The organism is Flavobacterium salilacus subsp. salilacus (genome assembly GCF_004634195.1).
In the GTDB taxonomy this organism is placed as follows: domain Bacteria; phylum Bacteroidota; class Bacteroidia; order Flavobacteriales; family Flavobacteriaceae; genus Flavobacterium; species Flavobacterium salilacus.
Genome location: NZ_SKBP01000010.1, coordinates 89,960 through 114,941, shown reverse-complemented (window position 1 = coordinate 114,941; position 24,982 = coordinate 89,960). Strand labels below are relative to the sequence as shown.

20 protein-coding genes are annotated in these 24,982 nt (G+C 36.5%); 7 read left to right on the top strand and 13 right to left on the bottom strand.

What is annotated here, in order from left to right; translation table 11 throughout:
* Positions 1–32 precede the first annotated feature (32 nt).
* The 3 genes from E0W68_RS11900 to asnB form a co-directional block, all read right to left on the bottom strand.
* The gene (locus E0W68_RS11900) at positions 33–1,058 is read right to left on the bottom strand and encodes a DUF6588 family protein (RefSeq protein WP_135219660.1); all 1,026 of its coding nucleotides are present in this window, start codon (positions 1,056–1,058) and stop codon (positions 33–35) included.
* Positions 1,039–2,985 carry a DNA topoisomerase (ATP-hydrolyzing) subunit B gene (gene gyrB, locus E0W68_RS11895; RefSeq protein WP_135219659.1) on the bottom strand — a complete coding sequence of 649 codons (1,947 nt, stop codon included), beginning with the start codon at positions 2,983–2,985 and terminating at the stop codon, positions 1,039–1,041. Before gyrB ends, E0W68_RS11900 begins: the two co-directional genes overlap by 20 nt.
* A 236-nt stretch (positions 2,986–3,221) precedes the next feature.
* On the bottom strand, positions 3,222–4,844 hold the full coding sequence (asnB, locus tag E0W68_RS11890) for an asparagine synthase B (RefSeq protein ID WP_135219658.1): 1,623 nt from the start codon (positions 4,842–4,844) through the stop codon (positions 3,222–3,224).
* Between the two features lie 234 nt (positions 4,845–5,078).
* Between asnB and E0W68_RS11885 the strand changes: the two genes are divergently transcribed.
* Positions 5,079–5,456, top strand: coding sequence for a hypothetical protein (locus tag E0W68_RS11885; protein WP_135219657.1), 378 nt, complete (start codon positions 5,079–5,081; stop codon positions 5,454–5,456).
* On the opposite strand, the gene E0W68_RS11880 is transcribed toward E0W68_RS11885, so the two are convergent.
* The 3 genes from E0W68_RS11880 to E0W68_RS11870 all read right to left on the bottom strand — a co-directional run bounded on the left by E0W68_RS11880 (position 5,453) and on the right by E0W68_RS11870 (position 10,784).
* A complete protein-coding gene (locus E0W68_RS11880; protein WP_135219656.1) occupies positions 5,453–5,905 on the bottom strand; it encodes a hypothetical protein in 453 nt (150 codons plus the stop codon). The two genes, E0W68_RS11885 and E0W68_RS11880, sit on opposite strands and share 4 nt — an antisense overlap.
* 82 nt (positions 5,906–5,987) lie before the next feature.
* Positions 5,988–7,739, bottom strand: coding sequence for a porin family protein (locus E0W68_RS11875; protein WP_135219655.1), 1,752 nt, complete (start codon positions 7,737–7,739; stop codon positions 5,988–5,990).
* Positions 7,740–7,769: 30 nt separating this feature from the next.
* Positions 7,770–10,784, bottom strand: a complete 3,015-nt coding sequence (locus E0W68_RS11870; RefSeq protein WP_135219654.1) for a tetratricopeptide repeat protein — start codon at positions 10,782–10,784, stop codon at positions 7,770–7,772.
* Positions 10,785–10,970: 186 nt separating this feature from the next.
* Between E0W68_RS11870 and E0W68_RS11865 the strand changes: the two genes are divergently transcribed.
* From E0W68_RS11865 to E0W68_RS11855, 3 genes are read left to right on the top strand one after another with little or no spacing between them, the layout of a single operon-like run.
* Positions 10,971–11,654, top strand: coding sequence for a cell division ATP-binding protein FtsE (locus E0W68_RS11865; RefSeq protein WP_135219653.1), 684 nt, complete (start codon positions 10,971–10,973; stop codon positions 11,652–11,654).
* 13 nt (positions 11,655–11,667) lie between these two features.
* Entirely contained in the window at positions 11,668–12,993 is a 1,326-nt protein-coding gene (locus tag E0W68_RS11860) for a glycosyltransferase family 39 protein (RefSeq protein WP_135219652.1), read from the top strand.
* 4 nt (positions 12,994–12,997) lie between these two features.
* Positions 12,998–13,879, top strand: coding sequence for a glycosyltransferase family 2 protein (locus tag E0W68_RS11855; RefSeq protein WP_135219651.1), 882 nt, complete (start codon positions 12,998–13,000; stop codon positions 13,877–13,879).
* A gap of 22 nt (positions 13,880–13,901) precedes the next feature.
* On the opposite strand, the gene E0W68_RS11850 is transcribed toward E0W68_RS11855, so the two are convergent.
* From E0W68_RS11850 to E0W68_RS11840, 3 genes are read right to left on the bottom strand one after another with little or no spacing between them, the layout of a single operon-like run.
* Positions 13,902–15,005: a glycosyltransferase family 4 protein gene (locus E0W68_RS11850; RefSeq protein WP_135219650.1), complete on the bottom strand. Its 1,104-nt coding sequence runs from the start codon at positions 15,003–15,005 to the stop codon at positions 13,902–13,904.
* Complete coding sequence (locus E0W68_RS11845) at positions 15,002–15,409, bottom strand: sugar 3,4-ketoisomerase (RefSeq protein WP_135219649.1); 408 nt, start codon at positions 15,407–15,409, stop codon at positions 15,002–15,004. The genes E0W68_RS11850 and E0W68_RS11845 overlap by 4 nt, the downstream gene beginning before the upstream one ends.
* Positions 15,390–16,235: a glycosyltransferase family A protein gene (locus E0W68_RS11840; protein ID WP_135219648.1), complete on the bottom strand. Its 846-nt coding sequence runs from the start codon at positions 16,233–16,235 to the stop codon at positions 15,390–15,392. The genes E0W68_RS11845 and E0W68_RS11840 overlap by 20 nt, the downstream gene beginning before the upstream one ends.
* Positions 16,236–16,271: 36 nt before the next feature.
* Here E0W68_RS11840 and E0W68_RS11835 point away from each other — a divergent pair, with 36 nt between their 5' ends.
* From E0W68_RS11835 to E0W68_RS11825, 3 genes are read left to right on the top strand one after another with little or no spacing between them, the layout of a single operon-like run.
* The gene (locus E0W68_RS11835) at positions 16,272–17,417 is read left to right on the top strand and encodes a glycosyltransferase family protein (protein ID WP_135219647.1); all 1,146 of its coding nucleotides are present in this window, start codon (positions 16,272–16,274) and stop codon (positions 17,415–17,417) included.
* Entirely contained in the window at positions 17,414–18,130 is a 717-nt protein-coding gene (locus tag E0W68_RS11830; RefSeq protein WP_135219646.1) for a glycosyltransferase family 2 protein, read from the top strand. Before E0W68_RS11835 ends, E0W68_RS11830 begins: the two co-directional genes overlap by 4 nt.
* A gap of 9 nt (positions 18,131–18,139) precedes the next feature.
* Positions 18,140–19,672 (top strand): hypothetical protein, encoded by a 1,533-nt coding sequence (locus E0W68_RS11825; RefSeq protein WP_135219645.1) that lies wholly within the window; start codon positions 18,140–18,142, stop codon positions 19,670–19,672.
* A 48-nt stretch (positions 19,673–19,720) separates the two neighbouring features.
* Here the strand turns inward: E0W68_RS11825 and E0W68_RS11820 are convergent, their stop codons facing one another.
* The 4 genes from E0W68_RS11820 to E0W68_RS11805 all read right to left on the bottom strand — a co-directional run bounded on the left by E0W68_RS11820 (position 19,721) and on the right by E0W68_RS11805 (position 24,929).
* Positions 19,721–21,637 carry a S8 family peptidase gene (locus E0W68_RS11820; RefSeq protein WP_135219644.1) on the bottom strand — a complete coding sequence of 639 codons (1,917 nt, stop codon included), beginning with the start codon at positions 21,635–21,637 and terminating at the stop codon, positions 19,721–19,723.
* Positions 21,638–21,639: 2 nt separating this feature from the next.
* Positions 21,640–22,569 (bottom strand): hypothetical protein, encoded by a 930-nt coding sequence (locus tag E0W68_RS11815; protein ID WP_135219643.1) that lies wholly within the window; start codon positions 22,567–22,569, stop codon positions 21,640–21,642.
* Positions 22,570–22,672: 103 nt separating this feature from the next.
* The gene (locus E0W68_RS11810; protein WP_135219642.1) at positions 22,673–23,950 is read right to left on the bottom strand and encodes an O-antigen translocase; all 1,278 of its coding nucleotides are present in this window, start codon (positions 23,948–23,950) and stop codon (positions 22,673–22,675) included.
* Positions 23,951–23,960: 10 nt separating this feature from the next.
* Positions 23,961–24,929: a GNAT family N-acetyltransferase gene (locus E0W68_RS11805; protein WP_135219641.1), complete on the bottom strand. Its 969-nt coding sequence runs from the start codon at positions 24,927–24,929 to the stop codon at positions 23,961–23,963.
* Between the last annotated feature and the right edge of the window lie 53 nt (positions 24,930–24,982).

Genomic DNA, 24,982 nt, shown 5'->3' with positions numbered 1-24,982 from the left:
ATTAAAATGTCTTTTTAAGATTGGTTAATTTTTTAAAATAAATACTGTAAAGAAATATTTGTGTTTACAAATTTACCAAAAGCAAGTATAGATTGTATAGAAAAATTATTAAATTTATAAGAAACAGATGCTTCGCCTATATAATTTACCCTTGTTTTATATATTTCTTTCAGTCGGGTGTTAAGTACGCTCTGCAATGGCAGTATTTCCTCTATACTCCCCTTCTCTCCTCCCACTTTATATTTTACATCGCTGGTGTTGATTATAAAACCACCCATTACTTCAAACTTACCGAGTTCTTTAGAACCGTTTACCTGAAACTGCCAGGTATCTACCAGCCCGTTTATCTCGCTTATGCCCAGTGTACCATAATCAGTTTCTATATCCAGAAAATTAAATGAAACATCTTCTTTAGAATAAGCAGCCAATACGGCTAAATGTACTTTTTTGGCTTCCAGACTTTTAAAATACCGGCTGATATTGTGCTTGAGCCCAAAGCCATATACCTGATAATTGCTTTTTTTAAGTTTTACTTTTGTAGAATATTTTACCACTACTTCAGTACCATACCACAAAGCAACCGAACCCTGCAAATAAGGATAAGCCACGGTTTGCATATTAATACCCTGCGGTGTTTCGAGGCGCACTTCGCTATCGCCAAGTTGACCTGATAAGTACACTTGGTCTTTATTGCCCAAGGCGGTAGGCACAACAGCCGATGTACCTTCTTCTAACTGAAAAAAGGTAAAATCGCTGTTATAAATAGTAAACTCCCTGTCACGCTGTGGCGTAACAAATATATTGGTATGCAGCCCTATGGAAACATCCCACAACTCACGTTTTTGAGGCGAGGTTATCCAGCCGGATGATGACTGATATACTGCGGCATCTGTAGCTGGTGTTACATATTTATCGGAAAAAAAAAGGGCATCGTCAATAAGATGCCCCATTTGTTCTATAACCATTATATCAGATTGTGCAGTAACCTTGCCCGTGACAACGAACAAGCTTACAACAAGTAACCCTTTAAATAACGACTTATGCGTCAATATTCGCATAAGCTGCATTTTTCTCTATAAATTCTCTTCTTGGTGGTACTTCGTCACCCATGAGCATCGAAAATATTCTGTCAGCTTCTGCAAGACTGTCTATATTAACCTGACGCAGGGTTCTGTACTCAGGATCCATGGTAGTATCCCATAACTGCTCGGCATTCATCTCTCCAAGACCTTTATAGCGCTGTATGCCTGCACCGCCACCCATTCTTTCATTTATCATATCGCGCTGGTTATCTGTCCAGGCATACTCCTTTTTGTTTCCTTTCTTAACAAGGTATAAGGGAGGTGTGGCAATATATACGTGACCGCCCTCTATAAGCTCTTTCATAAAGCGGAAGAAGAATGTAAGTATAAGGGTAGAGATGTGGCTGCCATCAACATCGGCATCACACATAATAACTACTTTATGATAGCGCAGTTTTTCGAGATTAAGTGCCTTACTATCCTCAGCAGTACCTACAGTTACACCAAGTGCCGTAAATATATTACGTATCTCTTCGTTTTCAAAAACTTTATGGTGCATAGCTTTCTCCACATTAAGAATTTTACCTCTCAATGGCAGTATTGCCTGAAACGCCCTGTCACGCCCCTGCTTTGCCGTACCACCTGCCGAATCTCCCTCTACAAGGAATATTTCGCATTTTGCAGGGTCTTGTTCAGAACAATCCGATAGTTTACCGGGAAGTCCGCCGCCACCCATAACGGTTTTACGCTGCACCATTTCGCGTGCTTTTTTAGCAGCATGGCGCGCCTGTGCGGCAAGGATAACTTTTTGTACTATTATCTTGGCATCATTCGGGTTTTCTTCCAAATAATTCTCGAGCATTTCTGACACTGCCTGACTTACGGGGGCTACCACCTCACGGTTACCCAGCTTGGTTTTGGTTTGCCCTTCAAACTGTGGCTCCTGTACCTTAACTGATATAATAGCGGTAAGTCCTTCACGGAAATCATCGCCCGATATTTCAAACTTCAGTTTATCAAGTAAGCCTGAACTATCGGCATATTTTTTAAGGGTATTGGTAAGCCCTCTCCTGAATCCGGAAAGGTGCGTACCGCCCTCATGGGTATTAATATTATTTACATACGAAAAAATATTCTCGGTATAGCTTGTATTGTATATCAATGCCACCTCAACAGGTACATCGCCTTTATCAGTCTCCATGCTTATTACATGAGAGATGATAGGCTCTCGATTACCATCCAGAAAACGTACAAATTCTTTTAATCCTTCATCTGAATGGAATACTTCCGACAGGAATTCGCCTTTATCGTTTTTCTCTCTTTTATCGGTAAGCGTTATGGTGATACCTTTGTTAAGGAACGACAGCTCGCGCATACGGGCAGCCAGTGTATCGTATGAAAAATCGGTAGTTTGGGTAAATATCGAATTATCAGGATAAAACGTTTGTATAGTACCCCTTTTATCGGTAGTACCTATTTGTTTTACAGGATATAACGATTTTCCTTTTTCATATTCCTGCTCATATATTTTACCATCTCTGAAAACGGTAGAGCGCATGTGGTTGGACAGTGCATTTACTACTGATACCCCCACACCGTGCAAACCTCCTGATACTTTATAGGAATCTTTATCAAACTTACCTCCGGCACCTATCTTGGTCATTACAACCTCCAGTGCCGATACGCCTTCTTTTTTATGTAAATCTACCGGAATACCTCGACCGTTATCTTCAACGGTTACGGATCCATCTTCGTTTATGGCAACACCAATGGTATCGCAATAACCACCCATGGCTTCGTCAATAGAGTTATCTACAACTTCATACACTAAATGGTGCAAACCACGTACACCCACATCGCCAATGTACATAGAGGGACGCATCCTTACGTGCTCCATCCCTTCGAGGGCCTGAATACTGTCTGCCGAATAATTGTTCTTCTTTATTTCTTCACTTTCACTCATAAAAAACGGATCTTATCGAAATTTTAAGTTTAACGAACAAATATAAGAAAACACGAAAAATTATCAGGTACAAAGCCTCACTTTAGCACCTAAGTTATTAACAATTTATTAAAAATTGCTAAATGTTGAGGATTATCTAAAAGCGTATTAATTAACTTTATAAAAAACGCCCTGCTGATGCAGAGCGTTTTTTCAAACAAACAAATAAACAAACTAAATTCTAAAAAAATTTAAAGTTATACTTCGGCTTTTATAACATCAGCGGTTACTGCAATATCTGCTTTTATATGGGCTTCATTCGCTCTGCCGCTTGGGTCGGTATTAGCCTGCCATTTCGGTATCCATTTCCTTACGGTTTGTGCCGCGCTTAATTGCGGGAAATGTTTTGCAAATACCGACCTGTAAAAATAAGCCTCCTTTGTGGCAGGGGTATTGTACGGAAAACGTTCTTCGGCACTTTCAAACTCTGCATCACTAACCTGCTGCTCGCAATATGCAATAAGAGCGTCTATCCATTTATAGCCTACTCCATCAGAAAATTGTTCTTTTTGCCTCCACAAAACGTTCTCCGGCAGGTAAGGTTGCTCCGGTGTATCAAAAGCTTTTCGCAAAATATACTTTTCTATACCATTATAGCTTTTGGGTTGTTTTTCTTCGGGTTGTATGGTTATGGCAAGTTCTAAAAAGGCTTTATCTAAAAAAGGTACTCTTGCCTCCAGCCCATGTGCCATTGTTGATTTATCTGCCCTGAGCAAATCGGCAGTAAACAGTTTTTGAACCCTTTCAATGGTTTCTTTCTGAAAATCGGCAGGTGTTGGTGCATTACGGAAGTAGAGGTAACCCCCAAATATTTCATCTGCTCCCTCGCCCGACAGTACTACTTTGACGCCCTCTTCAGCTATTGCCTGCGATAAAAAATACATGGGTGTACTTGCTCGTATAGAAGTGACATCGTAGGTTTCTAAATGCCATATCAGTTTATCGAGTATTTCCACTCCTTCTTGTATGGTAAAAAATACTTCGTGATGTTCTGTTCCTAAAAATTCGGCTACATTGCGGGCAGCCACTACATCAGGTGCTTGGGCATCGAGCCCTATGGAAAACGAATGCAGTTGCTCTCCCTTCTCTTTCATGAGCTTTGCAGCGATAGATGTTATTAAGGAAGAGTCTAACCCGCCGGACAGTAATACTCCCAGTGGTACATCGCTCATCAGCCTTTTTGCTACAGCATCAGTAAGCACTTGCCTTATAGCTGTATAATCAACTTCTTCAACGGCTTTAGAGGCATCTTCCCACTGAGGGCGATAATACTTTACAAAACCCGTTTTAGGGGTATAGTAATGACCCGGAGGAAAGGTAGAGAAGGTTTGGCACTGGTCGGCAATAACTTTCATTTCTGATGCGAAATAAATCCTGCCTCTTTCATCCAGTCCATAATATAATGGTTTTACGCCAAGCGGATCGCGACCTGCTATATAATCATCGCCATTAATAACCACAAAGGCAAACATACCGTCGAGCTTATTGCAAAAATCGTAACCAAACTCTTCATACAAGTGTACAATAACCTCAGAGTCGGAATTTGTCCTGAACGTATGGTTTTTTAAAACGGTTTCGCGTAGCTGTTGGTGGTTGTATATCTCGCCGTTGTGTACCATCCAAACCTGCTTTGTGCCTTGTATGGGTTGCTTACCGCCATCAATATCAATAATAGATAAACGCTCGTGGCTCAGTATATGCCCTTTCTCTGTTATATGTAAATCACTTTCGTCAGGACCGCGATGCGACATCCTTTTAGAAAGTTGTTTTACTAATGCTTCATCTTTTCCTTTACCTATTATTGCTAAAATTCCACACATGCCTTTTATGCTTTTAGTTAATCTCGAAAACCTTTTGTTGTTTTCGATAAAGCAAAGATGGATATGAAGTTTCAATTTTAAAACATAAACACTATTTTAACTTACACTTTGAAGTTAAAATACACCATTATACTATTTTTAACAAATAACAAAAAGATTATTTATGTATTTGATTACAAATTATAATAATGAAAAGTAGATATTTATATTTACCTCCGAAATGGAATAAACACTATGAAGTCAAAAATACTGATATCGATAAAATTTGCGCTTTATATAGGAGGAATAATTGCTATATTTTTTATCATTGACCCATTATATAACGCTTACCATGATCTACAGAAAGAAAACGAAAGGTTAAAAGAATTAAACAGCTTTTATAAAAAATTAGACGAACCGGAATTCAGCGACTCTAAAAATCAATCTGCAATTCGTGAAAATATTGTCATATATGAATCTTTCAAAACTAATATTGAAAATGATATAGATTATTCAGACCGTATCCCTATTTTAATTTTGTTTTTAGCATTTTGGTATGGTATCCTTAATACCTTAGATTCCAAAATAGAAAAACTAAAAACAGTAACAAACGACAAGGGAGAGTTGCTCTAAGCGATGTATTCAATTACATACTGTGTTCCGTTTATTTCGAATGAATATCCTACTTCTACACCTATAATTTTAGCACCTAATGGCGATTGAGGCGATAGTGCAATTATGGTATGTCCGTCAATTGTTATTTTTGGTAAGGCAAGGCTCACAAACAAATACATCTCGTTAGCCTTTACTAAACTGCCTACGGCTATTTTTTTATGTGTGGTATCAGCGTCCTGTTTACTGAGAAAAGCCTTTTGAGTAAGTATCTCACTAAGCTTGGTATTCAGTTTTTCCTGTTCTAAGTGCATCATTGAGAGGGCTGTTTCGTGCTTATCGCCTGCCGAACCTTTGGCATCATTAGCGGCATCTTCGGTAAGGGCGGCTATCATATCGCGAAAAGCATCTTCCTTGTCCTGTACTTGTTGTTTATAATAGCTGATTATTTTTTGTTTTAGCTCCTGCATTGTGTAACTCTTATTTATATAAAAACCTACAAGATCAGGAAGACCTTGCAGGTTTTACTTTTTTAACAGTATTTGTGTGTTACTAAAAATTAAATTTATAGGATGCTCCCAACATAAACTGGAAGCCTTGCACGGGGTAGCTCGACCACTTTTCGTAATCTTGGCTGGCAATGTTATTCAGTTTCAAGAAACCTGTAAGGCGTTCGTTATACCTGTAACCTACATTAGTATTAATGTCAAAATAACTGTCTAATGTTATCACCTGAGTGTTATCTACTGTAGGATCAATATCCATCAATGAGATAAAATCTTTCCTTTCGCCTACAAAAAACAGGTTTGCGCCTGCATACCATTTTTCGGTAATATCTACATCAATATTAGCCGACACTTTCATATCCGGTAAGTTCCAAGCCTCCTCCATATCGGTATCATAGCTATAGTAGGTGGCGTTAATGCCTGCGCTCACTTTCTTAGAAAAATCAGCTTTCAGTTCTCCAAAAAAGCTAATGGTTTTTAATTTATTATAAATAACACCGAATGAATTTCCGTACTGATAGCCTTCAAGGTCATCTCCCGCAAAAGCAGATGTGCCATTGTTAATAAAGAAAGCCCTGTCATCCTCATTCATATACGAACCACGAACGTTATAGGCTACATTACTCGCCAGCTTTCCTTTTAAACCAACATATATATCATACTGCTGATCGGTTGGTGCCATAGCAAGCGTAGGCGAAACAAAAGGGTTTTGTGATACAAACTCTTCATACGAATTTTGTTTAAGTGTTCCCTCTGCTCCGGCATAGGCTATCATCAGGTCGCCCACTACTTTATAGGATGCCTTTACCTGCGGATATACAAAAAACTTACTCTCGCTCTCCTCGTTTACTTTACCCATACTGTAAAACAGCCCCGCACCTAAATTGACCGAAAAATCATCTCTTTGGAATAGTATGCTTGGTTGTGCGCCTATGTTAAAGTAGTTATACTTTTGCTCCTCAGCCACAATATTATTTTCAGCGAAAGTTGTACCTACATAGTCAACCACAAAATCCAGCTTTATTTTTTCACTAAGTACACTCACGTCAAATGAAGGTTTCAGGATAAACCTGTTTTCTGCCGAGTCGAAAGCATCCCAAAATCGTTTGTACTGTAATGACGCATCTTTAAAAATACTTTGCTCCATACTTACATTACCACCCACTTTCAGGGTATGATAGGTTTGCTGTTCATCAATACCGGTAATAACATCTTCAGTGAATGTTGTGTATTCTAACGGAAGCCCATACCAGTTATATACCTGGTTTTGATAACCCAAATCGGCATTCCAGCTATATGCTTGTTGCCTGTTGCCATACGTAAGGTCTATACCTGTATTATAATACTGGTCGTCGAGTACCACGCCGTCTATACCGCCCTGCGAAGAAAGGTGGCGCAGCATACCGCCCACATATTCATTACGGTTCAGGTTTTCGGTAACAAAAAGCTCTGCGTTTATCGTACCATAGTTACCTATGCCAAGTGTTGCATAATTGTTAAAGAGTTTTTCACGTTTAGGAGGCTCTACGCCTGCTGCTCTACCTTTTGAGGGGGTAAATGTTGACGCTACGGGAAAAGAAAATATGTTGTATTCTATATTTTCTTTTTGCGTGTTCTCCTCATCTTCTATAACGGGGGTTTCTTTTACCTTAAAAGCATCTGATATGGTAGGGGTATATGGTTTTACTACATTTACCACTTCCGTACCTATATTCTTGTCCTCCTTTTGTGCAAATGCGCCCTGAAAAGCACCCAATGCAACAATTACGGCTATTTTATATTCAAATTTTATCTTCATAGTCAATACTGTAAGATGGCTTGATTAAAATTAATTTTGGATAGATGAATTACGTTTTGCCTCTTCGGCTTTAATGGTGTCAAGCTCTTTTTGTGCTTCTTCTATCACATCAGGATAATCGGTAAAGTTTTTAATGATACTCTCCAGTATATAGGTAGCTTGAAAGCTGTCTTTCAAACCATAAAAATTCTTTGCCATTACGATAAGCCCCTTAGCTCCGAAATATTTGTATCCCGAATAGTCTTTAGACAGTTTTTGTACCGCCTCGTTTGAAGCCTCATACTTACCTTCTTTATTTTTAAAATAAGCATCATAATATAATGCCTCTGCTGCGAGTTCGCCTTTAGCTATTGTGAGCAACTTGGCATAAGCCGCTTTTGCTTTTGCCTCATCGTTGGTTTTAATTGCAGAGCGCGCAATGATAATTTGCGCATCGCTTTTTATCCTGTCCTCTATCTTACTATTTGCCATTACTTTATCGGCATATATTACAGCATTTGAGTAATCTTTCTGGTCGTAATAGCTCTTCATAAGGTTGGACTGTGCAAAGGTTACATTTTGCGGGAACTCTGCTTCTGTTTCCAGCCTTTTCAGTACCGGGATAGCTTTTGCATAATCGTTCTTTTTCAAATGTATTTGCGACAGCCTTGCCAATGCCTGCTCGATAAACTCGTTACGTGCTTTGGCTATCACAAACTCATAATGCGGTATCGAGTTATTTTCAAGCCCATCACTAAAATATGCCTGTGCCAAATAGAAATGCGCTTTTAATGACGATATTCCGTTCGGGAACTTGGCAATATAGCTGTTCAACGATGATATTGCCTGCTTGGTGTTATTTTGTAAATATTGCTTTTCGGCAGCCTCAAATGCGGTATTATCAAGGTCGGCATCACTTATATCTACAAAGTTGAGTGTTTTTACCCATGTTGCATATTCGTCGGTACGTCCGCTATCTACATAAATAAGCCTTGCTGTAGATACGGCTTCCATAGCCTCCGGCGTGTTCGGGAAATCGGCAACTACCTTTTTAAACTTGGCAAGCGCTTTATTGTCATCTTCTGCATTATAGTATATCAGTGCCTGACGCATTAAGGCTTTCGACACATACGAACTGGTTTTGTAGTCGCTTACCAATTTATCATACGTTTGCAGTGCTTTTGCTGTATTATTTTCAGTTACATAGGTATTACCCAACTCATACAACGCATCATCGGCATATTTAGACTGTGGGTAGGATTGCGTAAACCTGATAAGGTCTTCTATCTTCTTTTCATTTCTTGCTACAAAACCATAACTTATTGCTTTTTGGAACAGGGCATAATCAGCATCAATGCCTTTCATATCTATTGCCTTGTTGTAGGCTTCCATAGCCGGCCAGTATTTTCCTGACACAAACTGACTGTCGCCCAAACGCAGGTAGGCATCATTGAGCCTTACTTTGTCGTCCTTAGAAGAATCAATATACGACTGGAAATAGTTTGCTGCCTGCTCATATTCTTTTAATTTGAAATACGTATAAGCGAGGTTGTAGTTTATGTTTTTATACTCAGGTGTCGATTTTGCTTCGGCAAATTGTGCAAATTGTTTAAAGCTCAATAACGCTTCGCTAAACTGGTCGAGTACATACTCGGTTTCTCCTTTCCAAAATGTGGCACGTGCCGTAAAACGGGCATCACGCTGCTCGGCAATCGATTTTTTAAACAGAGCGTATGCTTCCTGATAATTACCATCGGTATAGAGTTCCATACCCCTGTAAAAGGCTACTTTTTGATAAGCAAGCCTGTTCTCCGGCGACTTGTTGTTTTCTAACAGCGTTAGGGCTTCCTTATAATTTTTTGAAGTGATGTATGAACTGATAAGCAGGTTTTGTACTTCCTGCTTAAATGGTGTTTGCGGATATTTACCCAAAAAGCTGTTTAGTACTTCCGGTACACTTTGGTACGGGTTACCTATCTCGTAGCTTAACTTGGCATAGTTAAGGTAAGCATCCTCCTGTATCTTGGCATCAAACTCCATTTCGGATGCATTTTTAAAAGCATTAAGTGCCTGTTGCTTTTTACCTGTTTTAAGGTAGCTTTCGCCTAAATGGTAGTAGGCATTTTGTGCTACGGCATCGTTACCGCTTACTATTTTGTTAAACTCGGCTATGGCATTTTCATAATCGCCTTGTTTATAATAAGCATATCCTAACTGGTAAAAATCGGTATTGTTCCACTTGCCTTTTTTGCCTTTATATTCTTTTAAATACGGTATGGCTTTGTCATACTCTTTTAAGTTAAAATAACTCTCCCCTATTATTTTATTAAGTTCCGATTTTTCGGCAGGGCTTGACTTTGCCAGTTGTGGCTCGCCAAGGGCTATTGCTTTTTTAAAATCGCCCAGCTTAAAGTTCATATCTGCCTGAAAATAGGACATTTTTTCTTTATACTGCTCTTGGTCTTCTACCTGCCCGAAGTATTGGTTGGCATCTTTATAGTTATCATTTTCGTAGGCTATAAAACCTAAGTAATACTTAGCCTGCGAGCCATATTCTTTAGAGTTGATAACTTTATTGAAGTATTTATCTGCCTGTTTTTTATCGCCTGCGTTAAAATAGCCATATCCTTTCTGGAAGTTATAACGCTCCCTGTCGGCATTACTCATATCGGCTTCGTTAACCTTATCAAACCATTTTAATGCCTGTGCATATTTGCCTTGGTCAAAATAATAACCGGCAACCTCTATATAGGCTTGGTTTTGCTTAGTACTGGTAGGATAATCTTCAACAAAATCTTCCATAAGCACATCGGCATTCAACTGATTAAGGCGAATGGCACAATTAGCTATATAGTAAGCACAGTCTGCCTGCACCTCCATATCTTTATTTTCTTTTTTCGTTTTCTCAAAAAGTATTTGTGCTGCCTGATACTGCTTGTCGTTGTATAGGCTAACCCCTCTCTCAAAGTCTTTAAGCTCGTGGGTATAAATGGTAGATTGTTGTGCCGATAGGTTGAAACTGTAAAGCGACACGGCAACCAGTAGTAGCCTGTTTAGTTTACGCATATTTCTTATTTTATTAGGATAGCCAAATATATCAATTCTTATTTGTATTTAACGGATGTTTTGCGGGTTTTAGTATTGCTTTAATAATTTAGGCTAAGAGATATTACCCTTATTGTAGGCTGTAAAATAAAATTTTGAATACAGCCGTTATCTTACTACTTTTACCAAACTAAATTAACCATACCTATGTCGCAGCCCGTACTATCGTTACAAGATGTTACCATATATCAGGATAATAATGCCATACTTACCAATGTAAGCCTTGAGGTAAATCACGGTGAGTTTATATACATTATCGGGAAAACCGGTACCGGGAAAAGCAGCTTTATGAAAACCTTGTATGGCGACCTTCCGTTAAAACAAGGGAAAGGTACTTTTGTAGATTATGATCTTGCCAAGCTAAGACAGCGTGATATACCCTACTTGCGCAGAAAAATAGGTATTGTGTTTCAGGATTTTAAACTACTGCCGGACAGGAATGTATTTGACAATTTACTTTTTGTACTGAAAGCTACCGGATGGAGCGAAAAGCGCGAAATGGAAGTAAAGATAAATGAGGTGCTGGATAAAGTGGGTATGAAAAATGCCGTACACAAAATGCCGCATCAGGTATCGGGTGGTGAGCAACAAAGGATAGCTGTAGCCCGAGCTTTGCTTAATGACCCTGAAGTTATACTTGCAGATGAACCCACGGGTAACCTTGACCCGCAAACCAGTGTGGAGGTAATGCAACTGCTAAGGGAAATAAACCAGAACGGTAAAACCATTATTATGGCTACGCATGATTATGCTTTGCTTATGAAATTCCCCTCTAAAACCCTGAAATGTGATAGTGGTACGCTATTCGAAGTAGTGCAGCGCACAGTGTAAGTTATACCCATATATGTTTAAAAACATCAGAGCATACATTACAGATAATCCTATCGGCACTATAATCCTGTTTGGTATTATTATAAGATTACTTTTGATAGCTTTATACTGGAATGTAACTATTTTTCCGGATTCGGATGAATATATACTACTTGCAAACCATCTTGTTGCGTTTGACATTACAGGATACAATGGTGTACGTACACCCGGCTATCCGCTTTTTTTATTTCTTGTTCATAATTATCTTCCTGCTGTAGTAATTTTACAGTTTGTAATCGGGATAATTACTTCTATATATGTTTATAAAACAATGGTGTTGCTCCATTTCAGGAGAGGTCCGGCATTAATTATAACACTTATATTAAGCAGTTTAATACACTCTCTCTTTTATGAAACGAGTATTCTTACAGAAACACTTACATTGTTTTTTATTACCGTTATATTTTATGTAACTATTAAACTATTTTTTCATGACAGGAAAAGTTGGAAACATATGTCAATACTGGGTTTACTGCTTGGTTATATTACATTTATAAAGCCTTTTTATATATTTCTTCCTTTCTTAATTTATGGTCTATACACTATAGTCAACTTCAAGTTTAGCAGCATTATAAATCGTATGGCTGTTATATTTATATTACCCGTAACCGCTGTTGCAATTTGTTTGTATATTAATTATATCAACGTAGGAAAATTTGTTACCACCTCGATATATGGTTTTTGTACTGCTCAAAATTGTGTTTATTATGCCGAAAAATCACCGGAAGAATATAGTACTATAAGTACCATTTATGTAAAACATCGTGAAGAAGCCATTAAAAACAATCAGGATGTAGCAATGACTATATGGTATGCTAAGGATGAAATGCATGAAAAAACAGGGCTTAACCTTATTGAGTTATCAGAGAGGCTAAATGATTACGGCAAGACTACAATCAAGCAAAATCCATTAGATTATGCCAAGCAGGTTTTGCTTTCATGGCGTGGATTTTGGGGTACTGCCATCTATTGGAATTATGATGACTTTAATTTTAAGTATGCCAACAAGGTATGTTTTGTGGTGTGGTATTTAGAAAGTTTTATAGTACAAATACTAAAAATACTTTTTGTATTGATTATTCCTTATCATTTACTGCTGTTTATAAAAAACAGAAAAATAACTGCCGAATTGATTATTGTTGTGCTTGTATTTGCAACCTCTGTAATGCAGGCTATGGTAACTTTCGGTACAAATTCACGTTTTAGTTATCCTTTTGAGTTTTTAATGGTAATTGGTTTATTGCTTACTTTTAGACCTGTTTTGGAAAAAATCATAAAAACATCATTAGTAAAAACATAGAGTAATGCTATCTATTCTTATACCTACTTATAATTATAATGTCTTGCCTCTGGTTACAGAACTGCACAGGCAAGCTGATAGTTTAGATATAGTATATGAAATAGTAGTAGTTGATGATTATTCCGAACAAAAATTCACAGAGGGTAACAGTACCATTGCTTCTTTAAACAACTGCCGATTTATAGAAAACGAAACAAATTTAGGGCGTACGCTTTCTCGAAAAAAGCTTGCCGATGAGGCAAAATACGCCATGCTTTTATTTTTGGATGCTGATGTTATTCCTGTAAATGCTGATTTTATAGAAAACTATATTCCATACATCAAGCAAAAATCGCCTGTAGTATTTGGGGGTTATAAATACATTAAGCAGGTTATTGAAAGGGATAAGGAATTACGATATAAATATGGTATTTGCAGAGAAGAGAAAACAGCAAATGAAAGAAGCAAAAACCCTTACGGCACTATTTTTTCCGGAAATTTACTCATAGAAAAAATGGTGTTTATAAACAGTAACTTTTCAGGGGGTAATAATCTTTACGGAATGGACATCTATTTTTGCTACCGACTCTATAAACATCAAGTTCCGGTAATACATATTGATAACCCTATTTACCATTTAGGGCTTGAAATAAATGATGTTTTCTTTAAAAAAACTATAGAGGCTGTAAAAAACAGAAAAGTTTTGTTTTCAGATATTGAAGATGCTAAAAATATAAACTCGCTGTTAAAGCACTACCAAAATTTGCAGAAATATCATTTAACAAAAATTGTGAAGTTCGGTTTTGCTATAATTGAGCCTCTGTTAAAAAAGATGATTCTAAAAAGAAATCCTAATCTTTTTTGTTTGGACATATACAGGTTAGGTTATATATGCAGCCTGAAATAAGCTTAACTCGGTTCGGGTAATTTTATTTACTATTTACAAGAGATTTAAATAGTTCATCCCATCTTTCCATAATAGGCTCTAATGCAAAAGTTTTTGCTTTCAGCTTTGCATTCTTACCCATCTCGACTCTAAGCTCCTCATCCTCAATCAGCTTTTCTACTGCCATTACAAAGGCTTTAATATCATTGTCTTCTATTAAAAAACCATCTTTCCCGTTGTTTATAATTCCTCTTGGCCCCACAGGGCAATCGAAAGCAACAGAAGGCACTCCACAAGCTGCTGACTCTATAAGCACCAAACCAAACCCCTCGTAACGCGAAGTCAATAAATTTATAGATGCTTCTGAGTAGGCAGTTTCAATATCTTTCTGGGGACTGCAAAATTTTACTGTTTCGGTTATATTAAGCCTTTCTGATAGCAACTTTAAGTCACACTCTCTATTAGTTTCTCCATATATTTTCAGTATCCAATCAGGATGTTTATCCGATATTAGCTTCCATGCTTCCAACATCCTGTCATATCCCTTCTCGTAAACGTGCCTACCTACCGCTATAGCTATTTTATTGCTTGCAGTACTAAAAGCATTAGGATTAAACCAGAGTGAATTGGGTATAACCTCTATATTATTAAGCTGCCATTCTTGCATCGCAGAGGTTGTTAATACCACAAATTTGTTATACTTGGCAACGCAATAGGACATCAATTTATATATGAAATACTTCCTGAAAAACCGCTTTATTACTCCCGTAGGTTTAACAAGAATATGCTTTGATACATGCATTTCATATACCAACGGATATTTTTTTCGGGTAATATATGGCAGTATAAAACTTTTTAACCCATTGTCGCACATTATTACGACATCAGGTTTTAATTTTTTGAGTGCGGAATTAAGTAGTTTTTTGTATGACCCGTAATAGAAGAGTGGAGAACGATTAGGTTCAATAGTTATAATCTCTATATCAGGATGAAAATCATAGTATATAGGCTCTTGGGCTTTTGCATTAGTAACTACTATAGCTATATCATACCCCTTGTGTGCCACAAGATAGTGAGTCTTTACAGCCAGTACGCGTTGTACGCCCCCCGCTCCGCTAATTGTATTTGTTATATAAACAAGTTTCATTTTTTTGATTCAAGAAAAGCATCAAAATCCCTTATATAGTCAGCTTCCTTAAAAACATCCGAAGCAATAACCAAGCATACTGCCCCTGACGAGAAGTTTTTAAGCTCTCGCCATAAACCCTGCGGTATCAGCAACCCTTTGTCAGGGCGGTTTAGCATAAAAAATTTTTCTTCCGCTCCGTCATTAATTATTACTTCAAAGCTACCGCTCAGTGCTATTAAAAATTCCTGCTGCTCTATGTGCGAATGCCCGCCCCGCTCTGCCCCGCCGGGAACGTCATATAGGTAATATACCCTTTTTATATCATAAGGAACTGTATTGCCTTCTATTACCGAAAGGTTGCCTCTGCGGTCTTCTATTTTAGGTAACGGCAGTACGGCAGCATTATTTATTGTGGTTTTCATGTATATCTAAAAAATCTTTTCGTCCGGCAATAGCAAATCGTATCGCCTGATGAACTTGGTTAATTTTAATTTTATGCTGTTTCAACTCAAATAGTATTTTCAAAAATACCCATAATAAATAGTTTTTATTAAAGAGTGCTGTAAAAAGTGCACCTTGAACATAATACTTTTCGCTCAGATTCATTTTTGTATGGGTTGTATCCTCTGTATGAGCTACCATAACTTTTGGCTCTGTAACTATCTTTAATTTATTTTTATACAACTCATTGATAAATACAGCCTCTTCGCCCATCTCAAATTTTGCACCTAATCCAAACCTCTCATCAAAACGAATATTATATTGGTCTATAACAGGCTTATTTATGACCATTTCGACCGACATGATGTTTAAACGATCGATAGGCTTTAAATCTGTTTTTCTGTACTCAGGATATTTTTTATACAACTTGCCCAATGCGGTTTCTGTCCTGAAACTTATTAAAGCAGCATCAGGTTCTGCATTAAAAGCATTAAGTATATTATCTTCAAAATCGGGTTTAAAAACAACATCATCATCTGCTACAACGCACAAGCTGCTCTTTACATTGTCCAGTGCAAGATTTCTGCTTTTAGAAAGTCCTTTTTCAAATACATTTATAACTTTTACAGAATTACAATACGACCGGATAATATTGTCGGGGGTAGTTTGGTTAATAACCAAAATATTGAAATCAGTATAATGTGCAAACGGAAACATCGGGATTAAAAAGTCGGTACTATTCCTGTTCATGGTGGCTACGAGTAGCGTTATGTCCGATTTTTTAAATTCGCCTTGCAAAATGTTCATATATTTACACAAATATAAAAATTTACCCGTTTCTGAATGAAAATACTTTTAGTTGGCGAATATAGCAGGCTGCACAACTCACTAAAAGAAGGGCTTATTGCGCTTGGGCATGAAGTAACCATTATCGGGTCTGGCGACGATTTTAAAAAGTATAATGTTGATTATACTGTTTTTCCTAAAATTTTTAAAAACAACGGTATTGCCCGATTCATAAAAAAAGGAGTTTACAGGATAACCGGAATCAACCTTGAAATGACCGAGCAGGGCATCCGATTTTATAAACTGCTCCCGAAACTGAAAGGTTATGACCACATACAGCTAATTAATTCAGATGCTTTGGAAACCCATCCAAAACTATCAATTTTCTTATATAAAAAATTACTGAAACAAAACACGCAAATGAGCCTTTTGGTATGTGGTGATGAAACACCAATAATCGATTATAACTTGAAAGGCGAACTCAAGTATTCGATACTATCGCCCTATTTGGAGGATAAAAAATTAAAAAGGCTATTTCAATACTCGCTGAAATACACTCAGCATAATTACAGAGAACTATTTGAATGGGTTAAAGCACAGGCTACTGTATTAATCACTTCTGATCTTGATTATGAATTGCCGATGAACCGTATGGGTTATACCACCCACTTTATACCGAACCCGATAAATATTGATAAAATTAAATACAACCAACCTGAAATACACGATAAAGTTGTTATATTTTTAGGTATTAATCGGTTGAGCTACATTAAAAAGGGCATTCGTTTTTTTGAAGAAGCATTAGAGGTTATTAAAGATAAATACAGCAACAAAGTCGAAATAATAATTACCGAAAATGTACCCTATGCCAAGTATATACAACTGTATGACCGCGCCCACATACTGCTGGATCAGGTATATGGTTACGACCAAGGGTATAATGCACTGGAGGCTATGGCTAAAGGCAAAGTAGTTTTTACCGGAGCAGAAACTGAGTTTACAGGCTATTACAACATTGCTAATCCTGTTGCTGTTAATGCCTTACCCAATACACAGGCTATAGTGAAAGAACTATCATATTTGATTGAAAATCAGACAGAAATTACCGCAATAAGCAAAAGAGCGCGTATTTTTATTGAAAATGAACATAATTATATTAAAATTGCACAAAAATATCTCGACACTTGGAAAAAGAGTACATGAAAAAACTTTCTATAATAATCCCTGCTTATAACGAGGCTGCCACCATACATCTTATTTTAAATAAAATAAAAGAGGTTACACTGCTAAATGACCTTAGTAAAGAAATAATTTTGGTAAACGATTGTTCTACCGATGCCACGGAAGAACGCATTTCTGAATATATTACTTTAAATCCCGAAATGGGAATAACATATATAAAACATAATAAAAACAAGGGGAAGGGAGCCGCGCTTAGCACCGGTATAAAAAATGCTACAGGTGATATTGTAGTTATTCAGGATGCCGACCTTGAATATGACCCGGAAGAATATAATATATTACTGAAACCTATACTTGGCGGTCATGCCGATGTGGTATATGGCTCACGATTTATGGGAGGGAATGCCCACCGTATCCTGTTCTTTTGGCACACTATAGGCAACCACTTCCTCACTTTTACATCAAATATGTTCACCAATTTGAACCTTACGGATATGGAAACCTGTTACAAAATGTTTCGGCGTGAAATTATACAAAATATACATCTGCGTGAAAACAGGTTTGGTTTTGAACCCGAAGTTACCGCCAAAATAAGCCGTATAAAAGGAATCCGAATATATGAGGTGGGTATATCTTACTACGGGCGCACCTATGCCGAAGGTAAAAAAATAAACTGGAAAGACGGCTTCAGAGCCTTATATTGCATTATGAAATATGGTCTTTTTAAATTATAATAAATAGCATTGCAACTGTCAGAAAAACACATATCCAAAATACTGCTCATTGCCATTGTGCTGGTAACCTTAGCTAAATTGAGCCTTATAGGAGAGGGTTTTATGACTTTTCCTGACGAAGCACGTTATATGCCATCAGGAAAGGTATTGGAAAACCTTGCCCATTTCGATATAAAGGAGGCTGCTGCCAACCTTAATAAAACACAGGGCAGACCGGGTGAAACACTCATTAAAACAATTCCGTCGGCACTGCAATATGCATCTGCCGAGCTTTTTAGTATGGAAACGTATGAGAGTGCTAATTCCTACCCGTTATTTCTTTTCAATTTTACTGTTTACTGCCTCATACTGTTGCAATTATACAATATAGCCAAACTGCTGCTGAAGGACAAGGTGCTTGCCTTATTTAGCGTACTGCTGTATTGTTGCTTGATTAACGGATATATTTATATACGGCATACCCTACCCTATGATTGCAGCCTGCTGGTAATGAGCTATGTGTTGCTGCAAGTCCTCAAAACAACCAAAAATAATACTTTCAGTACTAAAAAAATGTTGTTACTGGGCTCTATCGCTTTTTTCGGTTATGTGGTATATCCCGGCTATGTACTGTTATTCGGGCTTGTATTTATAATACTGATAACGAATAAACTTACTAAAAGTAACCTCCTACAGCGCATTAAATATGGAATGTTTTATACGGCAGGCAGTATTATTTGCCTATTGCTTTTCGAGCTTATTGCACGTATCGGCGATACCTCATACATACAAGATTCCATTACACTGTCAAAAACCATAACTCAAGGTAATTTTGAAGAAGGCTTTAGCTTCCTTTTTAAATATTTATACAATGTAGAATCTGTAAATGGTATCATAATCAGTATCGGGCTACTATTATTTGTCGGTATTTTGATTTACAATGTGTTCATAGGGAGAAAGGTTACAGACATTCACCTACTTTTTATTGTTACCGCAATATTATTTTTGTTATACGCAAGCAACGGTTATTTTTTCCATAAAATGATTTGGTACGGAAGGTTACTGCATCAGTTCTTTTTTGTGCTTACCATTATTACCGCCTATGCTTTTGGGTACATATCGCAAAATATCAGCTATAAAAAAATAGTGCCCAGCTCTATATCGGGAATTGCTATTGTAACTTTTATTATTAACCTCATCGAGTATAAAAGCTATGCTTATCCTAAAGATATTGTATGGGAAATTGAAAAGACAACATCTTATAATAACCTTAAGGAAGCATGCGAACATAGTGATGGCTGGAGTGTTATGGATTATATACATTCCAAACACCAACCTGTGACAACTGCCGATACTATTGTTTTAGTAAATGGTTGTTATTTCTATCCTCTGGAAGATATAGAATCTTATAATCCTTATATAACCAATAAAAACGAAAAACTTATTTTAGCTAAACCCTATTTTATAAATTTTAAGGCGTATCAGTACGAAGGATATACTATTAAAGCAAGACAAAATATCGATTCTTTACAACTAAAAATTAAAGTATATACCACTAAATAGAGAAAGCCTGCAATGCAGGCTTTCTTTTGCTATATTAATTTACTTAACTTATTGTTTTATAAACTTAATTGTTTCTACAGAATCGCCTGATGACAATTTAACTATATATACTCCTGCTGAAAGGGTAAGTATCGAAACATTAAAATTAGCTGCCTTTTCTGTTCCTGAATAAACCAATTTTCCAAAAATATCATAAACCTCAATCTGGATATTATTATTAATTACATTTCCATATGTAATCTCAAATGTACCATTATTTGGATTAGGATATAACTTGGTTTTTTCTGTTATTAAAGCTGTTTGATTTTCCTGTATTTTTCTTTCATCAGACAACACAGGTCTTGGAGAATCACACTCAATATTTATCTCATCATCAATTTTTAAATCTACATACCCATATTCATTAGGCTTAAAATCACTTCCCGGTAATACGCCAATTTCATTACGTGCTGTAAAATCGGCAGTACATTTATCCCTAAATGTTTGGTTTGAAATTGTAAGCTTATTATTGATATTGGCAAGGTTAAAATCGAACCTATAAAAATCCTGACCATCAATAACTGCATTTCCATTTGCCTCTTTCATTTCATAGGTAAATTCAACCGCATCTCCAGTTTCCATTTTTCCAGAACCAGATTTTCCTGCCCAAAATTCATTTCCCTGTATTATTTCTAAATTTTTAGATGTCAATTGTAAAATATCCTCCGCTTCGTTCCCGGTCAAACAATTATTTACAGATAACATTAATCCAATTGTTCCCGTAACATGGGGTGCTGCAGCTGATGTGCCTCCCCCTTCTTGATATTCTATCAAACCTTCGCTAACAAATGGATAAAATCGAAATAGCCTATATCCGGGTGCACATATATCTACCTCTTCGTTTGTTGTGTGCGCTGAATTAAAACCATAAGGTCCGTTGCCTTGATAGTTTGTAACTACCGACGGAGAAATCATATCAACTACAAAACGGGAAACTTCGCCCCAACCATCTAGTATTAACGTTTCTTCACCAAATTCGTACCTATGGTTGACTGAAAGTACTGAAATAACGTGATTATATGATGCCGGATAATATTTTAAACCATTAGGATAGACAGGATTATTATTACTATCGACTGCATAAGAATTATCATTACCTGATGCTCCTACTAAAATAACACCATAATCTTCAGCTATTTCATTAATTACATTTTGATTAGATTGTATAAATGAATTTGCTCCGCCCCTCCAACTCATATTAATAACTTTAACCCCATTAATTGCAAGAAGTAGTAAATTATTATAATTGCCATATGCGGTACCTAAAATTTCACAATCTGAACACACTCCTACCATTCCATGCATATTATTTCCCTGTGCTGCTGCTAATGCAGAAACAGTAGTTCCGTGACCATCAACTAGTGATGTAGAAGGATTTACAAAGCTAGTTTTGTATTTCAGATCAATATCAGTTGTGTCAATTTTAGCATCAGAAATTCCAAGAATAATATCTGTAGAACCCAGCGTATAATCCCATGCTTTAGGAGCATTGATATAATCTAAATTTGTAAGATCTGCTATCCCGGAATTGGAAAAAGGACTCGTTCCTCCATAATCATTGGTATAGGTAGCTGTCAATTCATAGTCAATATCTGTAATATCTTCCGCCCATAAATACGTGCCGGGAAATTCCTCAACAATCTTACTAATTAGATTTTTACTAAAACTTGATACAAGGAATATACTTAAATTATCTTCTCTTCTTGAAGCAGGAAAAGCCTGTGAAAATTCAAGAATTTGATACGTGGAGAAAAATTCTTTTTCTTTATTATCTTTTCCTGTATAAATATACAAACTCCCTTCTTTTTCAAAATTAGGTGCTTCAGAATAATGGGTCAGTTGAACATAAAAACTATATACTTTTTTTTCCTGACTATATGCCAGCGAAAAAAATAATCCGCAAATAATTATAAAAATATTTTTCATAATTATTGCTTGTTAAGTTCCGCTTTCAATTCCTGAACCTGCTTGTTCATTTCTATAGTATATAATGTAAGTTCTTCTATTTTTTGTAAAAGTAACTTGTTCATTTCTCCAAGCTCTATACCGTTTTCCTCAACTTCTTGAGCAGATGGGATATCAATAAGATGTCCTTTTTCAACTATATGCTGCTCTACCTCTTCAAGCGTTGGCAGTTTATAATCTTCCTCAAAAACATAATCCGCCCAAGTAGTATATACTTTTACCCTGTGGGCACGTATATTTCCGTTAACAGATAATTTATAAACATCTGCACCGTCAGTAAAAGATGAAGTGCCTATACCCAAGAAAGAATTTTCCTTAGGCATTACTAAAGTTATATTATTACTCCCATCATCAGTTACTGTAAAATTAACCTGCTGCGAACTATCGTATATATTCATATATGATCCAGCCGAATTATCTGCCCAAAATCTATATCTCGAACTGTAATTTCTGTCCTGAACTGTTAAAAAAACTGCACCGTTAGGTAATAAATTAGATTTGGGATAATCATAATATCCAAACGTTCTGCTACCTGCAATTTGATTTAATAATGCTCCACCTGCAATTACTCGGCATTTATTATTCATCTCATCCCATGAAGCAAATGTCGCAGTTTGGGTTGTTGTTGGATAGTTTCCCTGAAAAATCCCCAGATTACCTTTAATGTTACCAATAACATCTAAAACTTCTGTAGGAGAGTTAGTATTAACTCCCACGCTTCCTGTTGTACCATTAATAAAAAGTTGCCCTAATGTTGATTGAAAATTTAAACTGCGCCCTGATAATCTTACAATACGATTACCTGTTAAAATGCCATCACCAGTGTAAATAGTTTGAGCAGAAAGCGTAGCTGTACCGGCAAGCAACATAGCTGTAATGAAAGTTTTTTTCATGATAAATAATTTTTTAGTTAGATTAATATTAGTAACCTAATAAAAAACTATAAGTAACTCCCATCTTAATATAAAAACTCGATGTAATCCTAAATTAATCGGTCTAACGAAACAATTTTTTCCTGAAATAGCACCCAAGCACTAACAGGTAAATAAAGTAAGTAACAGCATGCCCCATAACTGCTCCTTCACTTCCGTAGAGTTGTATAAAATAATGACTGGAAAAATACAATATAATGTAAGATAATATATCTGTTATAATAAATGCCCGTGTCATTTTCTTGGCAAAAAATTCATACCCCAGTATAAGGGCGCATACCTTTAGGAAATCGCCTGCCAACTGCCATAAAAACAAATTGGTCATGGGCAGGAAATCTTCATCAAAAAGCAATCTTACTATAAAACCTTTAAGTACAAAAATAAGAATAAGCCCCAAACCAAATACAGGCACTATAGTTTTATAATAATCCAAAAAAACAACATGGGTTTCTTTATCTGTTTTTGCAGCCGACAGTTTAGGGAAAAAATAAACCGTTAGCAATGTTGATACAAACATCAGATAGAAAAAAGAGATACGCGTTATGGCTTCCCAAAAACCTGCTTCATCCTCACTATAATTGTCAATAAGATGTGTTCGAATGGATACTGCTACGAGAGGTCCTATTGCTGTTGTAACAAAGCTCATCAAACTATAGGATGACAAACTCTTTAAAATACCCTTGTCAAAATTTTTAACACTGAGAAAAGAAAAACCACCTAACTCTTTCTTTATCAAATAAAATGATAGTAAAAACATTAGAGAAGGAGAAATTATTAAACCGAGTAAAGCCCCGGGTACCCCAAACTGCCATATCAATACTGCCGAAAGAAGTACCCCTGTTACATTGCCCCAGATGTTTATCTTAATAACTTTTTTATACAGGCTTAAACCATTAAGGATACTTACAAAAATGAGGTTACCAATATACCAGGGCAATGCCAAAATTGTAATTCTAAAAATCCAGTCATATTCATGCTTTTCGCCAAAAAACAAAATATTCAAATAACCCGCAAAAAGTAAAAGTAATACACTCAAAACAATGATTGCGGTAAGCACACTGTAAAATACCGTTGTTATTACCCTTTTCTTTTTATTTTCGTCATTTTCATTTTCGGCAACATACTTAATAATACCATTTTCAAAACCCAGTGTCCCGAATATCTCTGCCTGTCGTATAAAATTCCTGAAATTACCCGTTAAAGCCAACCCGGCAGGACCTATAAAAACCGCTATCATTTTTGATGCTAACAGCCCTCCCGCAATTCTTATCAATACGCTTACGGTACTTAGTGAAGAAACCTTAAAGGTGGGATTATCGAGTATTGATTTTATAAACTTCAAGTGTAGTTATTTAAATTAAAACAGCATCCAAAAGATGATAGTTCGCAGTCTCTACCAGATAAAAATCCTGAGTTACCGTTCTTGCCCCAAAGCTTTCTTTCCAAAAAATAATGCCTTCATTCAGCTTCCTGCCCTGTTCCTCAGTAGATGGACCAAAATCAAAGTACCTCTTGTCTGAAAACGTTTCTGTGAGGTAATTATAAAGATAATCAAGACTGCCGAGAGCATTTTTATCTTCCTGCCCCGATACATATTGCGGATGCGCCACAGTATTGGTAATAAACATGGTTGTACCCGCAACTATCTTATCTTCATGATATACATTAAAATGCCTTATTTGATGAGGAAACTTTTGATGCAAGTAAGTTATCTCTGCTACCGTATGCACAGGTTTTGCGTTATGCTTATTTTTAAGATTCGGAACTAAGATTTCATCCCAGAAAAGTTCAAAATTAGATTCTTCTCTTATAGTCAAACCATTTTTAAGTCCTCGCCTTATAGCTTCTTTTCTTGATTTAGTAACAGGCAGCAAATTATTAGTATCAATTACCGAAAGTCCGTCCCTGCGTGTTAGTTTCGCATTAAGTAAAAACATAACATATTCCTGCTCTTGCGCCGGTAACTTATGGTAAATAGCCGGTACAGGCTTTATATGCAAAACATCAATTTGGTTATTTTTAAGAAACTGCAACAGCATGCTGTATATCCGGATAACTCCCGCCAATTTCATTTTACTATCATAAATCAACCCTCCATAGGTAAGCCCCTTATGCGAGTAAACAATATTACCCTCTTTATTTGCAGGAAACACCGCTACAAGCTTTTGTGCTTCAAATACCATTAACGAAAAATCCTCAAAGCGATTACTATGGTACTCCATATAATCGCGATGGAAAAGGAAAGTACCATTTTTAGAATTTTCTATAAAATCATTCCATAAATCGTAGTGCGAAATGTTATATTGTTCTATCCTGTACATACAAGCGGTGTAAACAAAAAAAGGTGTTTTTTAGTTTTCGTAAAAGTATAAAA